The organism is Pseudomonas peradeniyensis (assembly GCF_014268935.2).
Taxonomy (GTDB): domain Bacteria; phylum Pseudomonadota; class Gammaproteobacteria; order Pseudomonadales; family Pseudomonadaceae; genus Aquipseudomonas; species Aquipseudomonas peradeniyensis.
Genome location: NZ_JABWRJ020000004.1, coordinates 634,091 through 652,415, shown reverse-complemented (window position 1 = coordinate 652,415; position 18,325 = coordinate 634,091). Strand labels below are relative to the sequence as shown.

Sequence of the window (18,325 nt, the reverse complement as noted above, 5' to 3'; positions counted from 1 at the left end):
CCGCCGCCTCCAATAAAAACGAGAGAGGCTACAACCGTGATCGACGCCCTGAACCACTTGCCGCGCCCCCGGGCCGGCGCCGACCAGTTGGCCGAGGCCTTCAGCGACCTTGCGCCCCCGCTCACCGCCCGCCAGGCCGCCGTCGAGAGCGCGCGCTGCCTGTACTGCTACGACGCGCCCTGCGTCAATGCGTGCCCCAGCGAGATCGACATCCCCTCGTTCATCCACCGCATCAGTGACGAGAACCTGCAGGGCGCCGCCGAACGCATCCTCTCGGCCAACATCCTCGGCGGCAGCTGCGCCCGGGTGTGCCCGACCGAGATCCTCTGCCAGCAGGCCTGCGTGCGCAACAACGCCCAGGAATGCGCGCCGGTGCTGATCGGCCAGTTGCAGCGCTACGCCCTGGACCACGCCGGCTTCACCGAGCATCCGTTCCAGCGCTCGCCGGCCAGCGGCAAGCGTATCGCCGTGGTCGGCGCCGGCCCGGCCGGGCTGTCTTGCGCGCACCGCCTGGCCATGCACGGCCATGACGTGGTGATCTTCGAGGCGCGGGAGAAAGCCGGTGGCCTCAACGAGTACGGCATCGCCCGCTACAAGCTGGTGGACGACTACGCCCAGCGCGAAGTGGAATTCCTGCTGGGCATCGGCGGTATCGAGATCCGCCATGGCCAGCGCCTGGGCGCCAACCTGTCGCTGGGCGAGCTGCATGCCCAGTACGACGCGGTGTTCCTTGGCCTGGGCCTGGCTGCCGTGCGCCAGCTGGGCCTGGCGGACGAAGACGCACCAGGCCTGCTCGCCGCCACCGAGTACATCCGCGAGCTGCGCCAGGCCGACGACCTCACCCAGCTGCCGCTGGCCGACCGCTGCCTGGTGCTCGGCGCCGGCAACACCGCCATCGACATGGCCGTGCAGATGAGTTGCCTGGGCGCCCGCGAGGTCAACCTGGTGTACCGCCGTGGCGTGTCCGACATGGGCGCCACCGATCATGAGCAGGAGATCGCCAAGCACAACCAGGTACGCCTGCACACCTGGGCCCGGCCCGAGGCCGTGCTGCTGGATGATACCGGGCGCGTGCGCGGCATGCGCTTCGCGCGCACGCAACTGGTCGATGGACGCCTGGGCGATACCGGCGAGACCTTCGAGCTGGCCGCCGATGCGATCTTCAAGGCCATCGGCCAACGCTTCGACGACGCAAGCCTGGCTGACCCGCTGGCGGCGCAACTGGCCCGCGACGGCGAGCGCATCCAGGTGGATGCGCATATGCAGACCTCGGTCCCCGGGATCTACGCCGGCGGCGACTGCACCGCGCTGGGCCAGGACCTTACCGTCCAGGCGGTGCAACATGGCAAGCTGGCCGCCGAAGCCATCCATGCCCAACTCATGCTCAACGTGGAGGCTGCGTAAATGGCCGACCTGTCCATCGAATTCGCCGGCATCAAGGCACCCAATCCGTTCTGGCTGGCCTCCGCGCCACCCACCGACAAGGCCTACAACGTGGTCCGCGCCTTCGAGGCCGGGTGGGGCGGGGTGGTGTGGAAGACCCTGGGCGAGGATCCGGCGGCGGTCAACGTGTCGTCGCGCTACTCGGCGCACTTCGGCGCCAACCGCCAGGTGCAGGGCATCAACAACATCGAGCTGATCACCGACCGCTCGCTGGAGATCAACCTGCGCGAGATTACCCAGGTGAAGAAGGACTGGCCTGACCGCGCGCTGATCGTGTCGTTGATGGTGCCGTGTATCGAAGAATCCTGGAAGTTCATCCTGCCGCTGGTGGAGGCCACCGGCGCCGACGGCATCGAACTCAACTTCGGTTGCCCCCACGGCATGCCCGAGCGCGGCATGGGCGCGGCCGTCGGCCAGGTGCCGGAGTACGTGGAGATGGTCACCCGCTGGTGCAAGACCCACTGCGCGCTGCCGGTGATCGTCAAGCTCACCCCCAACATCACCGATATCCGCCAGTCGGCGCGTGCCGCGCACCGGGGCGGGGCGGATGCGGTGTCCTTGATCAACACCATCAACTCGATCACCAGCGTCGACCTCGACCGCATGGTCGCCCACCCCATCGTCGGCGACCAGAGCACCCATGGCGGCTATTGCGGTTCGGCGGTCAAGCCGATCGCCCTGAACATGGTCGCGGAAATCGCCCGTGATCCCGAGACCCAAGGCCTGCCGATCTGCGGCATCGGTGGTATCGGTACCTGGCGCGACGCCGCCGAGTTCATCGCCCTGGGCAGTGGCGCGGTGCAGGTGTGCACGGCGGCGATGCTGCATGGCTTTCGCATCGTCGACGACATGAAGGACGGCCTGGCGCGCTGGATGGACCAGCACGGTCACCGCAACCTCGAGGCGTTTCGCGGCCTGGCCGTGGGGCACACCACCGACTGGAAGTACCTGGACATCAACTACCAGTCGGTGGCGCACATCGACCAGGACGCCTGCATCGGCTGCGGGCGCTGCCACATCGCCTGCGAGGACACCTCGCACCAGGCCATCGCCAGTACCCTCAAGGCCGATGGCACCCACGCCTACAGCGTGATCGAGGCCGAGTGCGTCGGCTGCAACCTGTGCCAGATCACCTGCCCGGTGGAGGGCTGCATCGACATGCAGGCGCAGGACACCGGCAAGCCGTACATGAACTGGACGCAGGATCCCCGTAATCCCTATCGCGAGGCGGGTTGAGGTCGGCGCAAGGCAGACCTCACGCAGTTCTCTCGTGGGAGCGAGCTCTTGCCTAGCCGTACAGGCCGCTGTGTGAGGTTTGCCCGATCACCTCGAGGAACGCCCGCACCAACGGGCTGCGTTCATGCCGGCGGGTCAGCACCAGCAGTGGCGCGCAGGCCTCGGGTTCGGCCAGGGGCAGATAGGTCACGTCACGCCTGCCCAGGTTGCGGGTGCAATGCGGTACCACCGCCACGCCACGGCCTGCGGCCACCAGGGCGATGATCGAGGTGATCTGCCGTCCGGCCGGCCCCAGGCGAGGCCGCACGCCATGGCGGCGGTAGAGTGGGTCGAGGATTTCGTAGAGGCCCGAGCCGTAGTCACTGGGGAAGGTGATCAGCGGGTAGGCACTCAGCTCGGCCAGGCTCACCTGCTGGCGGCGGGCGAGGGGATTGTCGCTGGCGATGGCGGCGATCAGAGGCTCGCTGCCCAGGCTCAGGACCTGCACCCGCGCATCATCGTCGGGGGGCGGCATGCGGCTCATGGCGATGTCCAGGCGGCCTTCGACGAGTTGCGGCAGCAGGGTGCTGGAGGCCCCTTCCTCCGCGGTCAACTGCACATCCGGATTGGCCGAGCAGAACGCCTGGATGGAATGGCTGAAGACCTCCGACAGCGCGATCGAACTGGCATGGCCAAGCGCCAGGTGTCCGGCGGCCCCGGCCGCCAGCTTGGCACTGATGGCGGTGGTCAGGTCGACCTGCTCCAGCACCGAGCGGGCATACGGCAGGAACTGCCGACCCTCGGCGGTGAGCGTGACATGGCGCGTGCTGCGGTCGAACAGGCGAAAGCCCAGTTCGCTTTCCAGTGCCGATATCTGCCGGGTCAATGGCGGCTGGGCCATGTGCAGGCGGGCCGCTGCCCGGCCAAAGTGCAATTCCTCGCTGACCAGCAGAAAACAGCTTAGGCGACGTAGGTCCATCATCTTCGTCCTTGAGGTGTCAGTCAGTTGGTCGGGCATGCCATTGGATCCAATCCCTGGTCCATCTTATAAGGCATCGGGAAAGCTTGACGAGGGGGCAGGGATGCTTTTGCGTGGTTGTCTTCGAAACATCCTGTTACTTGGCCGATGTGCGGTATGCCTCCATCGCCGCAGACGCTGATCCGTTCGTCAGCATCCTGACCCTGCAAGTATCAATGGCGACCGAATCGGTATTGGCATTTTCTCAGGTTTCCTTCGCAGAATCCGGCCAATCGCTCCCTGATCGGGGATATTCACGACAATGTCGTCATGCAAGGAACGCCTTATGCAGCTCATCGTTTTCTGCCCGCCGAAGATCATTCTCCAGCACGACGCTGCCAGCTGGACCGCCGCGCTTGGCGAGGGAGGGCTGCTGCTGAGCTGCAGCTCCCGGGCCCGGGAAATCACCGCGCACCTCGGCGATCAAGTGGCGTACCGGCTGTTCGACAACTTCAACGACAATGCGCTGGTCGAAGTGGATGTGCATGAACTGGCCCGTGGATTGACAGCGCCCTTGTGCGTGGCCCTGGCCGAGATCGATGTGCTGCGTGTCGCGCGGATCAACGATCGCCTCGGTGTCAGCACGGGTGCCGAGGGGCGGGCGATGTTCTACCGCGACAAGTTCTTCATGAAACAGCGTACCCGTGACCGAGGCCTGAAGATTGCCGAGATGGCGCCTCTGCCCCATGCCAGCGAAGCGCTGCGCTTCAGCGAGGCGCACGGTTTTCCGGTGGTGGTCAAGCCGCGCGACGGCCGAGGCTCCAACGGCGTGGAAGTGCTGCGCGACCTGGCCCAACTGCGCCAGTGGCTGGCCCGGCAACCGTCGACCACCTTCCACAATCTGATGATCGAGCGTTTCGTGCGCGGCAGTCACTACATCGTCAACGGCCTGTACATCGACGGCAAGCCGATCCTGGTGTCGCCGGTACGGGTGATGACCTCGGCGCTGGATTTTCTCGGCGGCAAGTCCCACGACCTGCACATGCTCGATGCCGGCAACCCGATGCGCGATCGTCTGGTGCGCTATGCACGAACGCTGGTCGAGGATGTGCTGCCCTCCGAGCCGACCATGCTCTTTCACCTGGAACTGTTTGTCGACGAGCAGGACGAGATCGTCCTGTGCGAGATCGCTTCGCGTCTGGGCGGGGTGTTCTTCAACCAGGAGATCACCCATGCCTGGGGCCTCGATCCGCGCATGGCATTCCTGCGGGCGCTGCGTGACCCGGCGTATCGCCCGGCGGCGATGAGCGAGCCGCGACAGATGGTCGGGCACATCAGCATTCCGCCGCGGGTGGGCCTGCTGCGCGCGGTACCGACCGAGTGCACGCTCGACGAGGTGCTGGAGCACCGCATCTCGGCAAGCCGGATGACCACCTACCGTTCGATGGAGTTCACCAACTCGGAAATCTTCAACGCCATCGTCGCGGGGCGTGACGAGCGTGAACTGCAGCTGCGGCTCGCCGAGGTGGAGCGCTGGTTCCATGCCAGCTGCGACTGGGCGGGCATCGAAGTCGCCACTCCGGCCTGAGTCTGGCCTCGCTCGATTTTTCCTTCATTGCTGACGCCCTCCGGCAACAAGGGGCGTCAGTCCGCAGACAGGTAAGCCTGCCATGAAACCCTTGATAGAAAGCCTTGTTCCCATTCCAGTAGCGGCCTTCGGCGCCTGGGTCGGATTTCTCAGCGGCCTGCCGCTGGGCGAGCTGATCGGCGCCATCTGCGCGGTCACCGCCTTGAGCAAGTGGGGCGTGCGCATGCGCATGCCGTTCCCGTTCGTGGCCACCGTGCAGTTGCTGCTGGGGATCAGCGTCGGCTCCACGGTCACCGCCTCGATGATGCACGAGCTCACCGACTTCAGCATTCTGCTCGGGCTGCTGGTGTGCATGACCACGCAGATCCTGGTGGGCTACAACTGGCTGCGACGCATGGAGAAGTGGGGCCATATCGAAAGCCTGCTCAGTGCGATTCCCGGCGCCATGGCGGCGGTGATGACGGTGTCGGGAGAAGAGGGGCCGGCCTCCGGACGCATCGCCTTCGTGCACATTGTCCGGCTGCTGGCGCTGTTGCTGGTGGTGACGCTGATCGCAGGCGGGCATGGCGACAGTGCGGCGCCGGCCACCGGCACCCTGGGCGACTACCTGCGGATCGTCCCGGTGGCGCTGGTCGCGGTCGCCGCCGGCTATCTGCTGGAGCGCTTCGATGTGCCCGCGCCGTACATGCTGACCGGCCTGGTCTGTGCGGCTGCGGTCAATATCGGCATGCCCTCGGTCAACCTGCATGTGCCCGACCCGGTGGCGATGGTGGCGTTGATCCTGCTGGGCGGCTTGATCGGCATCCGCCTGCGCGACATCACCCTGGGGGACGTGCTGCGATACGTGCGTGCGGGTCTGGTGGTGACCACGCTGACGTTCTGCACCACCTTGCTGGTGGCCGCGCTTGCCGCCCAGCTCACTGGCAAACCCTTCCTCGCACTGTTCATGTCTTGGGTACCGGGCGGGGTCGAGGTCATGACCGCCGCAGCGCTGTTGCTCAAGCTCGACCCTGCTTTCGTCATGCTCAACCACGTGGTGCGCATGTCGATCATCCATATCTCGCCGGCGTTCCTGCCCAAGCGGCTACTCCAGCCCGAGCCGGTTACCGAATCACCGCGCAACTGAACCTTCGATCACAAGGACTCGATCTCGATGACCGCTGCAATCGCCATTCATGATCCGACCCTGCGCGACGGCAATCATGCCGTCTCCCATTCGTTGAGCCTGGAAGACATCGCCGCCTATTGCCGTGCAGTCGACGGCTGCGGCCTGAGCGTGGTCGAGGTGGGCCACGGCAATGGCCTGGGGGCATCGTCCCTGCAACTGGGCCTGGCCCGCCACGCCGACACCGAGATGCTCGAGACCGCGCGCGCCAATCTCAGTCGCACGCGCCTGGGCATCCATATGATTCCAGGCTTCGCCAGGCTCGATGATATCGATACCGCGTTGCGGATCGGTGTCGAGGTGCTGCGCATCGCCTCCCATTGCACCGAGGCGAGCGTGACCGAAAGCTATATCGAGCATGCCCGCGCCAACGGCGCCTATGTGCATGGCGTGCTGATGATGTGCCACATGGCCAGCCCCGAGCGGTTGCTCGAGGAGGCGACTAAACAGCAGGGCTATGGCGCCAACGCCATCGTGCTGATGGACTCGGCGGGCCACCTCGATCCGGACAGCACCCGTGAGCGTATTGCCTTGCTCAGCAGCGAACTGTCGATTCCGCTGGGCTTCCATGGCCACAACAACCTGGGCCTGGCTATCGCCAACTCGCTGGCCGCGGTCCAGGCCGGGGCGACCATCGTCGACGGCTGCATGCGCGGCTTCGGCGCCGGCGCCGGCAACACCCAGCTGGAGACCCTGTGCGCGGTGCTGGAGCGCTACCGCTTCGCCACCGGCGTGGACATCTTCGCCCTGTGCCGCGCCATCGAACAGCTGGAGAGCATCGCCCCGGTCAGCACGCCCACGGTCGTCAAGACCGCCAACCTGATCAGTGGCCTGTATGGCGTGTGCAGTGGTTTCGAGAAGCATGTCGCACGCGCCGCCAGCGAGTTCGGCGTCGAACCACGGCGAATCTACGAAGCCCTGGCCCAGTGCAATGCGGTGGCCGGCCAGGAAGACCTGATCATCTCGGTGGCCAGCCGCCTTTCCCAACCTTCCGTTGCCTGACCCTGGAGTGCGTTCATGTCCCTGAAAACCGCCATTATCGGCAGCGGCAACATCGGTTGCGACATCCTGTGCAAGGTCCTGGCCCACCCTGACCTGGACTGCACGCTGGTCGCCGGACGTTCCCCGCACTCCGCGGGCCTTGCCTTCGCCCGTGAACGCGGGGTCGCCACCACCGCCGATGGCATCGAAGGCCTGTTCGCCCGGATCGGCGAGTTCGACCTGGTGTTCGACGCCACCTCGGCCGCCGACCATGAGCGCCACGCGCCGCGCCTGATCGAGGCCGGCAAGGTGATCATCAACCTCACCCCGGCGGCCCTGGGCCAACTGTGCGTGCCTTCGCTCAACGGCCTGGAGCTGACCGGGGCGAGCAACGTCAACATGATCACCTGTGGGGGGCAGGCCTCGATTCCGCTGGCCGCCGCCATCGCCCGGGCCAACCCGGCGGTGCGCTACATCGAGGTGGTGTCGTCGATCAGCGCCGAAAGCGCAGGCCCCGCCACCCGCCGCAACCTGAGCAACTACATCACCACCACCGAACAGGCGCTGCGGCGCTTCACCGGCTGCGCTCAGGTCAAGGCGATCCTCAACATCAACCCGGCCAAGCCCAATGTCTACATGCAGACGGCGGTCTCGGCACTGATCGCCCAGGCCGACCTGGCCGCCACCCGTCGCGAGGTGGAGCGGGCCGTGGCGCTGGTGCGCGAGGCCGTGCCGGGCTACGAGGTGATCGTCGACCTGCACTACAGCGAAGGTCGCCTGTTCACCATGGTGCGGGTCGAGGGAGCGGGGGACTACCTCGATCCGAGTGCCGGCAATCTCGACATCATCACCGCGACGGCCACCCACATGGCCGCGCTCATGGCGCGTGGCCGCATGGCCGTGCGCGCCGCCTGAAACGGACTTCTGGAGAATCCTGCATGCCTACGCTTTCAGCAGACCTGGAATTCGCGCGATTCTGTCCGATCCTCGGGGTGGCGCAGAAGGTCAGGGAGGCGCCGCAGCCGGTCATCGACCTGGGTGTCGGCGTGCCCGGCTTCCTGCCGGCGCCCCATATCGTCGAGGCGGCAGTGCGGGCGGCGCACGAGGACACCGGCGGCTATGGCGCCAGCCGTGGCGACCCGGCATTGCTCAAGGCCTACCTGGGCTACCTGCGGCGCCTTGGCCACGCGCATTTCGACGAACGCAACCTGGTCGCCGGCCTCGGCGCCAAGCACCTGCTGTTCAGCGTGCTGCGGGCGATCATCCGCCCAGGTGACAAGCTGCTGGTGTCGACCCCGTGCTGGCCGACCTACTTCGATATCGCCGATCTGGTCGGAGCGGGTGTCGTCGATGTGCGCTGCACCGCGCACAGCGGCTACAAGATGTCCCCCCAGGCCCTGGAACAGGCGCTCGACGAACAGGTGCGGGTGGTGCTGCTCAACTCCCCCGGCAATCCCACAGGTGCCGTGTACTCGGCCGAGGAACTCCAGGGGCTGGCGCAAGTGCTGCGCAATCATGACGTCTGGATCATTTGCGATGACGTCTACCAGCGCTTCGTCTACGACATGGACAGCTGTCCCGACCTGCTGACGGTGGCGCCGGATCTGGCCGGGCGCATCATCAAGATCGACAGCGTCTCCAAGCTCTATGGCATGCCGGGGTGGCGGGTCGGCTTGCTGGCGGCGGACCGGCGGATCGCCGACGCGGTCACCACGCTCAACTCCAACTCGATCTCCAACCTGCCGGCCCCCGCGGCGGCGGCGGCGACGGCGGCGCTGGAGGGTGACCAGGCGTTCTCCATCGCCGCCCGGCAGCGTCTTGCCGGGCAGCGCCAGGCCTTGCTCGAGGTGCTGCACGGTGCGCCGTTGCTGCGCTTCTGCGAGCCTGCCGGAGCGTTCTACCTGTTCCTCGATATCGGCCAGGCGCTGGGCCGGTCGTTCCGCGGGCAGGTGATCGGTGATGACGAGTCGTTCTGCGACGTACTGCTCAGGGATTTTGGCGTTGCCCTGATCCCCGGCAGTTTCTTCGGCGCGGCGGGGCATGCCCGGCTGTCGTACTCCGGCGAAGCCGGCAAAGTCCTGGCCGGTGCCGAGCGCATCAAGGCTTTCCTGGGCGAGCTCGCCTGAGGCTGGAGCGGAATCCGTGGACAGGGACGCATTACTGGAGAGGGACGCAAGTTGATGAAAAACGCCTTTGCAATCGTCGGCTGCGGCGCGACGGCCATTGCCTTCCTGCAACGCCATCTGGACCGCGTGGCCGCCGGCAGCGCGCCGGCCGGCGTCATCCACCTGTTCGAGAAGCGGGATGATTTCGGACGCGGCGCGGCCTATGAGGCCGACCTGGAGAGCAACCTGCTCAACACCAGGACCGGCCTCATCACGCCATACCCGCATCTGCCCGGGCATTTCCTGCAGTGGTTGCAGCAGAGCCCGCAGGCCTGGCGCCGCGCGTACCCCGATTTTCGTCCCGAGGCGGACGGATTCGCGCCGCGGGCGCTGTTCGGCATCTACCTGCAGCACCAGCTCAAGCAGATCGTGCTGCGCGGCGCGACCCTGGGTTGCCAGCTGGTGCAATTGCAGGCTGAGGTCTGTGCGATCGACCTGATCGATGGCGTGGAAACCCTGCGCACCCGCTGTGGCCTCAGCCTGCCGACTGGCAAGGTCGTGCTGTGCTGTGGCCCGCTGGGCAAGAAGCCGGAGCCGTCCGGTGACCCGCGGGTGCTGGATACGCCGTATCCGGTTTCCCGCCTGCTGCGCGTGGTGGCGCCCCACGAGCGGGTGGCGGTGGTTGGCGCACGGCTGAGCGCCATCGATACCGTCATAGCCCTGATCGAGCGGGGGCATCGAGGCCCCATCCGCATGCATTCGCGCAGTGGTTACTTTCCCGTGGTGCGGGGGACCCAGGAACCGGTCACGCTGCGCTACCTGACCCGTGAAGGGCTCCATGCGCTGGTGGCGCAGAACGGCCGCCTGCAGATCAGCGACCTGGTCGGCCTGTTCCGCAAGGAACTGGCTTTCCAGGAACCGGGCAAGGCCAGCGCGGTGATCCCCATGCCCGCGCCGCCGGCCGACATCGCCGGTTTCATCGAGGCTGAACTCGAGCATGCCCGCTCAGCGCGGACCTGGCAGGCGATCCTCTATGCCACCAACGGGTTCGTCGAGGATATCTGGCAGGCACTGGACGATGCCGCGCAGGCGCGTTTCCTGCGCGAGTACTTCAGCTTTTTCATGGCTTATCGGGTCTCCATCCCGGCGCAGAATGCGCGCAAGATCCTCAGCTACCTGCGCAGTGGCCAGCTGGAGTTCGTCGCCGGTCCGTTCGCCGCGCCGCAGCGGGGCGGCGATGGGCTGGTCCTGCAGGGCAGCGGCTGGCGCCATGTCTACGACCGGCTGATCCATGCCATCGGCTCTCCGCGCGACGCCGACCTGCTCGACTCGCCGTTGCTCGCCACGCTGCTGGAAAACGGCACGGTCACCCGTCACCCGCAGGGGGGGGTCTGCATCGACCCGACGAGCTATCGCGTGCAGGGCCGGACCGGCAGCACCCGGCAGATCCATGCGGTGGGCGAGCTGACGGTGGGCCAGTTCTTCTTCACCTCAGCGTTGGACATCAATGGTCGTCACGCCGCCAGCTGTGCCGATGGGCTCGACTGGAAGCAGGGCGTGCGCGCGGTCGGGCGTGTGGAAGAGCATGTCTGAGCTATCGTTGCCGGGGCACCTTTGACCGGCAACTTCACAGGATGAACCATGACCTATCGATTCGAACGCATTCTGTTGACCAACGACGATGGCATCGACGCGCCCGGCCTGGCCGTGCTGGAACAGGTGGCGGCCAGGCTGGCCAGGGAGGTGTGGGTAGTGGCGCCGCACCGCGACCAGAGCGGCACTTCCCATTCGCTGAGCCTGCACGCCCCGCTGCGGGTAAGCAGCCATGGCGAGCGGCGCTTCGCCGTCACCGGCACGCCGGGTGACTGCGTGGCGCTGGCGCTGGGGCATCTGCTCAAAGACGCCAGGCCTGACCTTGTGTTATCCGGTATCAACCGTGGGGCGAACCTGGGCACTGAAACCGTATTCTCCGGAACGGTCGGCGCGGCGATGACCGGGCTGCTGCTGGGGGTACGCTCGATCGCCCTCAGCCAGGCCTACAGCGACCGCGACGCGGTGCCCTGGGACATCGGCCTGAACCTGGCGCCCGAGGTGATTCTCGGCGTGCTGGATATGCCTTGGCCGGCCGATGCCTGCCTCAACGTCAACTTCCCTGATTGTGCCCTGGAGGCCGTCCGGCCGTTGAAGGTGACGCGCCAGGGTGTCGGGCCGTTGAACAGCGTCTCGGTGCGTACCGAGGTCGACCCGCGACACTTCGAGTACCACTGGTTGCAGCTGAACAATCACCGCACCGAGGATGAGCCCGGCAGCGAAATGGCGGAACTGGCACGAGGTCACGTGACGGTGACGCCGTTGCAGTTCGAGCGCACCCATGGCGCTGTGGAACGAGCCATGTCTGATTGATTGGCCGGGGTTGCAGACGCGCAATCGCCTAGGCAATCGCGGTTTCATGCAGGCAGCGCCACACCACCCCACGGTCACTGCATTCGAGCAACGCCAGCGACCAGCGCGCCTGCGCCATGCCCTGCGAGCGGTGGGTTTCCTTGTAGCGCACCGCCACATTCAACCCGGCCTGCCACACCACTTGCACATCGCTGACGGTGATCTGCAGCCCGGGCCTTGTCCCGGCGGCCCCCTTGAACAGCTGCTCGACCTGCTGGCGAGTGACCTGCGTGCCTGTCGTGCCAACCATGCTGAAATCATCGGCGAACACCGCCATCAGCCCCCCGAGCACCGAGAGGGTCTCGGCCGCCGGGCGAGTGAAGACCATCTGGATCAGTTCGTGGACGTGATGAATGCTGCGCTCGGCGCGGGCAATCGCGTGTTCAGGCATGGGCGTGATTCTCCTTGGGCAGTGTGTTGAGTGACAGCAGTGGCGTCAGCCCCAGCAGCGCGGCCAGGGCGAAGGTCAGGTGATAGGCCGCAGGTGAGTCCAGACCCACCAGCAATAGGTTGAAGATCATCAACAGCAGGGCGGCGCCGACGCTGAACGCCATCTGCCGATTGAGGTTCCACAGCACGCTGGCCTGCTGCATCCGCTCGCCGCCGAAGTCGAGCAGCGCGGTGGTCTGGGCGGTGTTGGCGCCGATGCCGCCGCCAATGCCCATGAGGCCGTAGGCCGCAACCAGTACCGCGCTATCGGTCTGCGTGTCGACCATGACCAGCAGGCCGATACCCAGGCTGTGCAGGAGCAGGCCGAGCAGCAACAGTCGGGCGGCACCGACGCGGTTGTAAAGCCGGCCGGCCAGCAGCATGGCGGCGAAGGCCCCGGCGGCATAGACCAGCATGAACAGGCCGGTGGCCTGGGCGCTCAGGCCCAGCACGTCCTGCAGGTAGAAGATGTTCAGCAGGTTGACCCCGGTGAACACCCCGGGGATCGCATGGTAGACCTGCATCGAGACCCGCAGGCGAGGGCTGCCGAGCAGCTTCAGCTCAATGATGCCCCCGGCCGAGCGTTGGTAGTGGGCGCGGTAGAGCAGGGCGCAGGACAAGCCGGCCAGCAGGCAGGCGATGGCCAGCGTGATGCCATGGCCGGCACCGTACAGCGACAGGCCCAGCAGCAGGCAGGCGAGGGCGGCGCTGACCAGCAGCAAACCCTTGAAGTCCGGGCGTGGCGCCGCCGGGGCCGGTGCCTGGTCAATCCAGGCCCAGGCCAGCGCCGCCGTGAGCAGGGCCAGCGGGATGTTGCAGTGAAAGACCCACGGCCAGCGGCCATGGTCGACGATCATTCCGCCGAGGGTGGGTGACAGCGCCGGCGCCAGCAGCGCCACGGCCATCACCAGGGTGGACACGCGGGCGCGCTCCGGGCCCTGGAACCGCTCGAAGGTCAGTGCTTGCCCCACCGGGATCAGCAAGCCACCGGCCATGCCCTGGAGCAGGCGCCAGGTGATCAGCGCGGCGAAGCTTGCGGCTTCGCCGCAGCCCCACACGGCCACGCTGAACCCCAGCATGGCGGCGCACAGCAGGCGCCGCGCGCCCCAGCGGCTCGCCAGCCAGGTGCTCACCGGCACGGCCAGGGTCAGCCCGAGCATGTAGGCATTGCCGACCCAGGCGCTGCTGGCGTTGCCAATGGCGAACTCGGCCGCGATCCGCGGCAACGCCACGGTCGGCATGAACAGGTTGATGCAATCGATGAAAAAGCCCATCAGGAAGATCGTTGCCACGCGATACCGATACGTCATTGCTACTCCTTTTCGGCGCGCAGCGTAGGTGCCGTGGACTGTCCCTGTCGATGTCGCTACCCTTGAAACTCTGTTTGATGGAAGTGAACAATGCCGCGCACGGCCCTCCACACCCAGCTCAACCGGGTGCAGACGTTTCTGGCGGTGGTCGATTTCGGCTCCTTCACCAAGGCGGCGGACTTTCTCGGCATCAGCAAAGCCATGGCCAGCCAGCACGTCAAGGCACTGGAGCAGGCCCTGGGGGTGACGCTGCTGGCGCGCAGCACCCGCGCCGTTGCCCCGACCGAAACCGGCCAGGGCTTCTACGACGATTTCAAGGTGATCGTCAGCGACGTCGAAGGCGCCTTCGACAGTGTGCTGCGTCGGCACAACGGCGTATCGGGCAGACTGCGCATCAGCACCACCGGGGAGTACGGCGAGCGCTTCATCCTGCCGCTGATCCCGTTGTTCGCCGAGCGCTACCCGGCGCTGTCGATCAGTTATGAAACCGACTCGTCGCTGAGCGACCTGATTGCCGAACGGCTCGACCTGGTGGTGCGCCTCGGCGCCTTGACCGACTCGAACCTGCGCAGTCGCAAGTTGGCCGACTACGACATCCTGCTGGTGGCCTCACCGGACTTTCTCGCCCGCCATGTAATCGCCCAACCCGCCGACCTGGCCGATGTGCCCTGGATCGCCAACAGCAACCTGCACAGCCCGACCAGCTGGACCTTGCACGGCGCGCGGACGGGCAGCATGAGCGTGGTGGGCAGGGCGGCCTACCAGTCAAATGCGTCCCACGCCATCCGCGCGATGGCCTGCGCCGCGCTGGGAGTGGCGGTGCTGCCTGCCTGGCTGGTCGAGGAGGATCTGGACGCCGGCAGGTTGCGGCGTGTGCTACCGGATTACAGCCTGCCGGCGCAGCCGATCAGCGTGGTCTACCCCAACGGCAACCATGTGCCGCACAAAACCCGGGTGTTCATCGACTTCCTGTGCGAGCACCTGGGCCGCTAAGGCTCCAGGCCGATACCGCGCAGGATGACGCCGGTGACGGTCTGCACCGCCTGCTCGAACGCCAGGTCGGACAGCGGCTCGCCGCCATTGAGCAGGTTGACCTGGTAACCGAAGTCGGCGTAGTGCTGGGTCGCGGCCCAGATCATGTACAGCAGCGCCGACGGCTCCACCGGCAGGATGCGCCGGTCCTCGACCCAGCTGCGAATCTTCGCTTGCTTGAGCTGCGCCCAGGGCACCAGGATTTCGTCCAGGCTGGCGCCGAGCAGCGGGGCGCCATGGAGCATCTCCTCGGCCCAGATCTTCGAGCCCAGTGGCCTTGAGCGCGAGTGGCCCATCTTGGCGCGGATGTAGCTGGTCAGCACCACCCGCGGGTCGTCGAAGTGCTCGAAGCACAGGGCGTCCTGCTTCCACACATCCAGCAGGTCCTGCAGCACGGCGCGGTACAGTTCGTCCTTGGTGCTGAAGTAGTAGTGCAGGTTGGAGCGCGGCAGTTGCGCCCGCTCGGCGATATCGCCCATGGAGGTGGCGGCGTAGCCCTTGTCGGCGAACACCTGCTCGGCGGCTTGCAGGATCTTCTCGACGTTGCGCCGGCGGATCTCGATCTTGTGGTTGGCCATGGGCTGTCCGTGGTGACCTGAACAGGGCAAGGCTAACAGCTTTGCCGTGTCCGAAGTAAACGGGCCGCTCCTACAGGTGAACGCGTCAGCCCTGGCTGTTCGGCAGCAGGGTCAAGGTCTGGTGGCTTGCCTCGCGCAGATCATGCGCAGGCACGCCGTCGCGGGCCTGTACGGAAATGCCGTGGAGAAAGGTGGCATAGAAGTGGCCGAGGGCCTCGACCTGCGTGTCGGCCGGCAGTTGCCCTTGGTCACGGGCCTGGCGCAGGCGCTCGATGATCGACTCGGTGCGCTGCCGGCGATGCCCGGACAACCACTGCTGGACGGCCAGGTTGTCCGGCGCCACGCCGCTGGCGGCGCTGACCACCAGGCAGCCCCTGGGCTCGTCGGCGCGGGTATAGGTGCTGATGGCGTCCTCGAACATCCGCGCCAGGGCCTGGTGGATGTCCGGCAGGGCCAGGGCGCGGTCAGCGAAGCCACCCTCGGCTGACTCGTACAAGGCCACGGCCTCCTCGAACAGTTGCTGCTTGCTGCCGAAGGCCGCGTAGATACGTGCGGAGGCGATGCCCAGCGCGGACACCAGGGCCGACATAGAGGTGCCTTCGTAGCCATGTTCCCAGAACAGGCGCATCGCCTTGCGCAGCGCCTGTTGCTTGTCGAATTCCCGAGGTCGCCCTGCCATCGCTCGCCTGCCTGAATACGCAAAATGCGCATTCTAGCCAATTTGCGATTGACGGGCAGCGTCGTTCGATCCTATTGTTTGTCGATCAACAAATAATAGGATGAAATCATGCGAACACTCAAGGGACCGAGCCTGCACCTCGCGCAGTTCAGCAGTGACAAACCGCCGTTCGACAGCCTGGACAGCATTGCCGACTGGGCCGCGGGGCTTGGCTTCAAGGGCTTGCAGGTGCCGGCCTGGGATGCCCGGCTGTTCGATCTGGAACTGGCCGCGCAGAGCAAGGGTTACTGCGATGAGATCAAGGGACGGCTGGCCGAGCGCGGCTTGCAGGTCAGCGAGCTGACCACCCACCTGATCGGCCAACTGGTCGCCGTGCACCCTGCCTACGACACGATGTGCGACGCCTTTGCCCCGGCCGCGCTGGCCGGGCATCCGGCGGAACGCACCGCCTGGGCGATCGAGCAGATGAAACTGGCGGCGCGGGCCAGCCGCAACCTGGGGCTGGACGACATGGGCACGTTCTCCGGCGCGCTGGCCTGGCCCTACCTGTTCCCGTTCCCGCAACGTCCCCAGGGCCTGGTCGAGGCCGCCTTCGAGGAGCTGGCGCGGCGCTGGCGGCCGATCCTCGACTGCTGTGATGAGCAGGGCGTCAACCTGTGCTTCGAGATCCATCCGGCCGAGGACCTGCATGACGGCACCAGCTTCGAGCGTTTCCATGCCCTGGTGGGCGAACACCCGCGCTGCCGCATCCTTTTCGACCCCAGCCATTTCGTCCTGCAGCAGCTCGACTACCTGGCCTACCTGGACCTCTACCACCCGTTGATCCGCATGTTTCACGTCAAGGACGCCGAGTTCAATCCGAGCGGCCGGCAGGGCCTGTACGGCGGCTACAGCGATTGGACCGAACGTGCCGGGCGCTTCCGCTCGCTGGGCGATGGCCAGGTGGACTTCAAGGCGATTTTCGCCAAGCTGGCGCAATACGACTTCGCCGGCTGGGCGACCCTGGAGTGGGAGTGCTGCCTGAAGAACCAGGAGGACGGCGCCCGTGAAGGCGTCGAGTTCATCAACCGCCACATCATCCAGGTCACCGACCAGGTGTTCGACGACTTCGCCGGCGCGCCGATCGACGCCCGGCAGATCCAGCGCATGCTGGGCATCGACAAGGAGGTGCGGGTATGAGCTTGTCCGTCGAGTCCTTGGGTGATGCCTTCGAGCATGTCTATGTACAGGTACAGGGCCAGCGTCTGCACTGTGTCGTGGCCGGCGCGGGCGAGCCGGTGCTGTTGCTGCCGGGCTGGCCGCAGACCTGGTACGCCTGGCGCCATGTCCTGCCGATCCTGGCTGCGCGCGGCTTTCGCGCCATCGCCATCGACCCGCCGGGCCTGGGTGATTCGGATCGTCCCGAGCAGGGCTACGACACCGGCAACGTCGCCCGTGTGCTGCATGCCGCCATGGCCCGACTGGGGCATGAGCGCTACCACCTGGTCGGCCACGATGTGGGGATGTGGGTGGCCTATGCCATGGCCAGCGACCTGCCGCAGGCGGTCCGTTCGTTGACGGTGGCCGAGGCGGTGATCCCCGGGCTGGCCGAGGCGCCGCCGATCTTTGTAACGCCGCAGGAGAACATCTTCCTCTGGCATTTCCTGTTCAACCAGGTGCGTGACCTGCCGGAGTTCCTGATCGCCGGGCGCGAGGAGGGCTACCTCAACTTCATGTTCGATCGCTGGGCGGTGCGCAGGCACGCGGTGGCGGCGGATGTCTATATCCGCGCCTACGCCTCGCCGGGCGGAATGCGGGCGGGCTTCGCCTATTACCGGGCGATCCCCGAGACCATCCGGCAGAACCTCGAACGCGCCAGGACGCCGCTGCCCATGCCGGTGCTGGCGATCGGTGCCGAGCATGCCACGGGTGATGCGCCGCTGCTGACGATGCAGGGGCACGCCGACTCGGTGCGTGGCGTGATTCTGCCGGGTTGCGGGCATTTCGTGATGGAGGAAGCGCCGGTATCGTTCAATGAGCACTTGCTGGCGTTTTTGGAGGAGGTCGAGGTCAACCGCTGATCGCGGTCCCGGCCCTGGCGGCGTCGGTCACCACCTGCGGGCGGCCGGCGCGCGATACAGCCAGTTTGCGCTGCTCGTATTCCTCCAGGCTCAGGCCCTGACGCTGCAACGCTTCGAGTTGCAGCTGGCGGGCTTCCTCGGCGGTATAGGGGCGCAGCTCGGGATGACTGGCACAGCCGCTCAGCACGGCGATAGCCAGGGCGGCGAGGAAGAGGCGGGCGGTGGTGTTCATCGGGGCGGTTCCGTGAGCCTGGGATTCGAGGGTGTCGAATCGATGGGCTCAGGTTATTGGCCACGTTGACGCTTTGGAAATTGCTGCGCTCGATAGTGACTATTGAAG

Annotated in this window: 18 protein-coding genes; 12 read left to right on the top strand and 6 right to left on the bottom strand. The window is 66.4% G+C overall.

From position 1 onward, the window contains the following. Positions 1 to 36: 36 nt before the first annotated feature. Complete coding sequence (locus HU751_RS23500) at positions 37 to 1,404, top strand: NAD(P)-dependent oxidoreductase (protein ID WP_186734540.1); 1,368 nt, start codon at positions 37 to 39, stop codon at positions 1,402 to 1,404. After that, positions 1,405 to 2,679, top strand: a complete 1,275-nt coding sequence (gene preA, locus HU751_RS23495) for an NAD-dependent dihydropyrimidine dehydrogenase subunit PreA (RefSeq protein WP_186734539.1) — start codon at positions 1,405 to 1,407, stop codon at positions 2,677 to 2,679. It begins immediately after the preceding gene. Between the two features lie 52 nt (positions 2,680 to 2,731). On the opposite strand, the gene HU751_RS23490 is transcribed toward preA, so the two are convergent. Continuing rightward, positions 2,732 to 3,640 carry a LysR family transcriptional regulator gene (locus HU751_RS23490; RefSeq protein ID WP_186734538.1) on the bottom strand — a complete coding sequence of 303 codons (909 nt, stop codon included), beginning with the start codon at positions 3,638 to 3,640 and terminating at the stop codon, positions 2,732 to 2,734. A gap of 322 nt (positions 3,641 to 3,962) precedes the next feature. Between HU751_RS23490 and HU751_RS23485 the strand changes: the two genes are divergently transcribed. The 7 genes from HU751_RS23485 to surE all read left to right on the top strand — a co-directional run bounded on the left by HU751_RS23485 (position 3,963) and on the right by surE (position 11,858). Next, entirely contained in the window at positions 3,963 to 5,204 is a 1,242-nt protein-coding gene (locus HU751_RS23485; protein ID WP_186734537.1) for an ATP-grasp domain-containing protein, read from the top strand. Positions 5,205 to 5,286: 82 nt separating this feature from the next. Next, positions 5,287 to 6,330 (top strand): AbrB family transcriptional regulator, encoded by a 1,044-nt coding sequence (locus tag HU751_RS23480; RefSeq protein WP_186734536.1) that lies wholly within the window; start codon positions 5,287 to 5,289, stop codon positions 6,328 to 6,330. Between the two features lie 27 nt (positions 6,331 to 6,357). Continuing rightward, complete coding sequence (dmpG, locus tag HU751_RS23475; protein ID WP_050706399.1) at positions 6,358 to 7,371, top strand: 4-hydroxy-2-oxovalerate aldolase; 1,014 nt, start codon at positions 6,358 to 6,360, stop codon at positions 7,369 to 7,371. 15 nt (positions 7,372 to 7,386) lie between these two features. Then, positions 7,387 to 8,265 carry an acetaldehyde dehydrogenase (acetylating) gene (locus tag HU751_RS23470; RefSeq protein ID WP_186734535.1) on the top strand — a complete coding sequence of 293 codons (879 nt, stop codon included), beginning with the start codon at positions 7,387 to 7,389 and terminating at the stop codon, positions 8,263 to 8,265. A gap of 23 nt (positions 8,266 to 8,288) precedes the next feature. Continuing rightward, positions 8,289 to 9,476 carry a pyridoxal phosphate-dependent aminotransferase gene (locus HU751_RS23465; protein ID WP_186734534.1) on the top strand — a complete coding sequence of 396 codons (1,188 nt, stop codon included), beginning with the start codon at positions 8,289 to 8,291 and terminating at the stop codon, positions 9,474 to 9,476. Positions 9,477 to 9,530: 54 nt separating this feature from the next. Next, positions 9,531 to 11,048, top strand: coding sequence for an FAD/NAD(P)-binding protein (locus HU751_RS23460; RefSeq protein WP_186734533.1), 1,518 nt, complete (start codon positions 9,531 to 9,533; stop codon positions 11,046 to 11,048). Between the two features lie 48 nt (positions 11,049 to 11,096). Beyond that, positions 11,097 to 11,858, top strand: a complete 762-nt coding sequence (gene surE / locus HU751_RS23455; RefSeq protein WP_186734532.1) for a 5'/3'-nucleotidase SurE — start codon at positions 11,097 to 11,099, stop codon at positions 11,856 to 11,858. A 28-nt stretch (positions 11,859 to 11,886) separates the two neighbouring features. On the opposite strand, the gene HU751_RS23450 is transcribed toward surE, so the two are convergent. After that, entirely contained in the window at positions 11,887 to 12,288 is a 402-nt protein-coding gene (locus HU751_RS23450; RefSeq protein WP_186734531.1) for a DUF4440 domain-containing protein, read from the bottom strand. Next, positions 12,281 to 13,636: an MFS transporter gene (locus HU751_RS23445; protein ID WP_186734530.1), complete on the bottom strand. Its 1,356-nt coding sequence runs from the start codon at positions 13,634 to 13,636 to the stop codon at positions 12,281 to 12,283. The genes HU751_RS23450 and HU751_RS23445 overlap by 8 nt, the downstream gene beginning before the upstream one ends. A gap of 90 nt (positions 13,637 to 13,726) precedes the next feature. Between HU751_RS23445 and HU751_RS23440 the strand changes: the two genes are divergently transcribed. After that, entirely contained in the window at positions 13,727 to 14,629 is a 903-nt protein-coding gene (locus HU751_RS23440) for a LysR family transcriptional regulator (protein WP_186734529.1), read from the top strand. Here HU751_RS23440 and HU751_RS23435 read toward each other — a convergent pair. Further along, positions 14,626 to 15,246 carry a TetR/AcrR family transcriptional regulator gene (locus HU751_RS23435; RefSeq protein ID WP_186734528.1) on the bottom strand — a complete coding sequence of 207 codons (621 nt, stop codon included), beginning with the start codon at positions 15,244 to 15,246 and terminating at the stop codon, positions 14,626 to 14,628. The two genes, HU751_RS23440 and HU751_RS23435, sit on opposite strands and share 4 nt — an antisense overlap. An 85-nt stretch (positions 15,247 to 15,331) precedes the next feature. Beyond that, a complete protein-coding gene (locus tag HU751_RS23430) occupies positions 15,332 to 15,925 on the bottom strand; it encodes a TetR/AcrR family transcriptional regulator (RefSeq protein ID WP_186734527.1) in 594 nt (197 codons plus the stop codon). A gap of 108 nt (positions 15,926 to 16,033) precedes the next feature. Between HU751_RS23430 and HU751_RS23425 the strand changes: the two genes are divergently transcribed. Both HU751_RS23425 and HU751_RS23420 read left to right on the top strand, forming a co-directional pair. Further along, positions 16,034 to 17,104 carry a sugar phosphate isomerase/epimerase family protein gene (locus tag HU751_RS23425; protein ID WP_186734526.1) on the top strand — a complete coding sequence of 357 codons (1,071 nt, stop codon included), beginning with the start codon at positions 16,034 to 16,036 and terminating at the stop codon, positions 17,102 to 17,104. After that, positions 17,101 to 17,985 carry an alpha/beta fold hydrolase gene (locus tag HU751_RS23420; protein ID WP_186734525.1) on the top strand — a complete coding sequence of 295 codons (885 nt, stop codon included), beginning with the start codon at positions 17,101 to 17,103 and terminating at the stop codon, positions 17,983 to 17,985. Before HU751_RS23425 ends, HU751_RS23420 begins: the two co-directional genes overlap by 4 nt. Here HU751_RS23420 and HU751_RS23415 read toward each other — a convergent pair. After that, on the bottom strand, positions 17,975 to 18,217 hold the full coding sequence (locus tag HU751_RS23415) for a hypothetical protein (protein WP_186734524.1): 243 nt from the start codon (positions 18,215 to 18,217) through the stop codon (positions 17,975 to 17,977). The two genes, HU751_RS23420 and HU751_RS23415, sit on opposite strands and share 11 nt — an antisense overlap. Between the last annotated feature and the right edge of the window lie 108 nt (positions 18,218 to 18,325).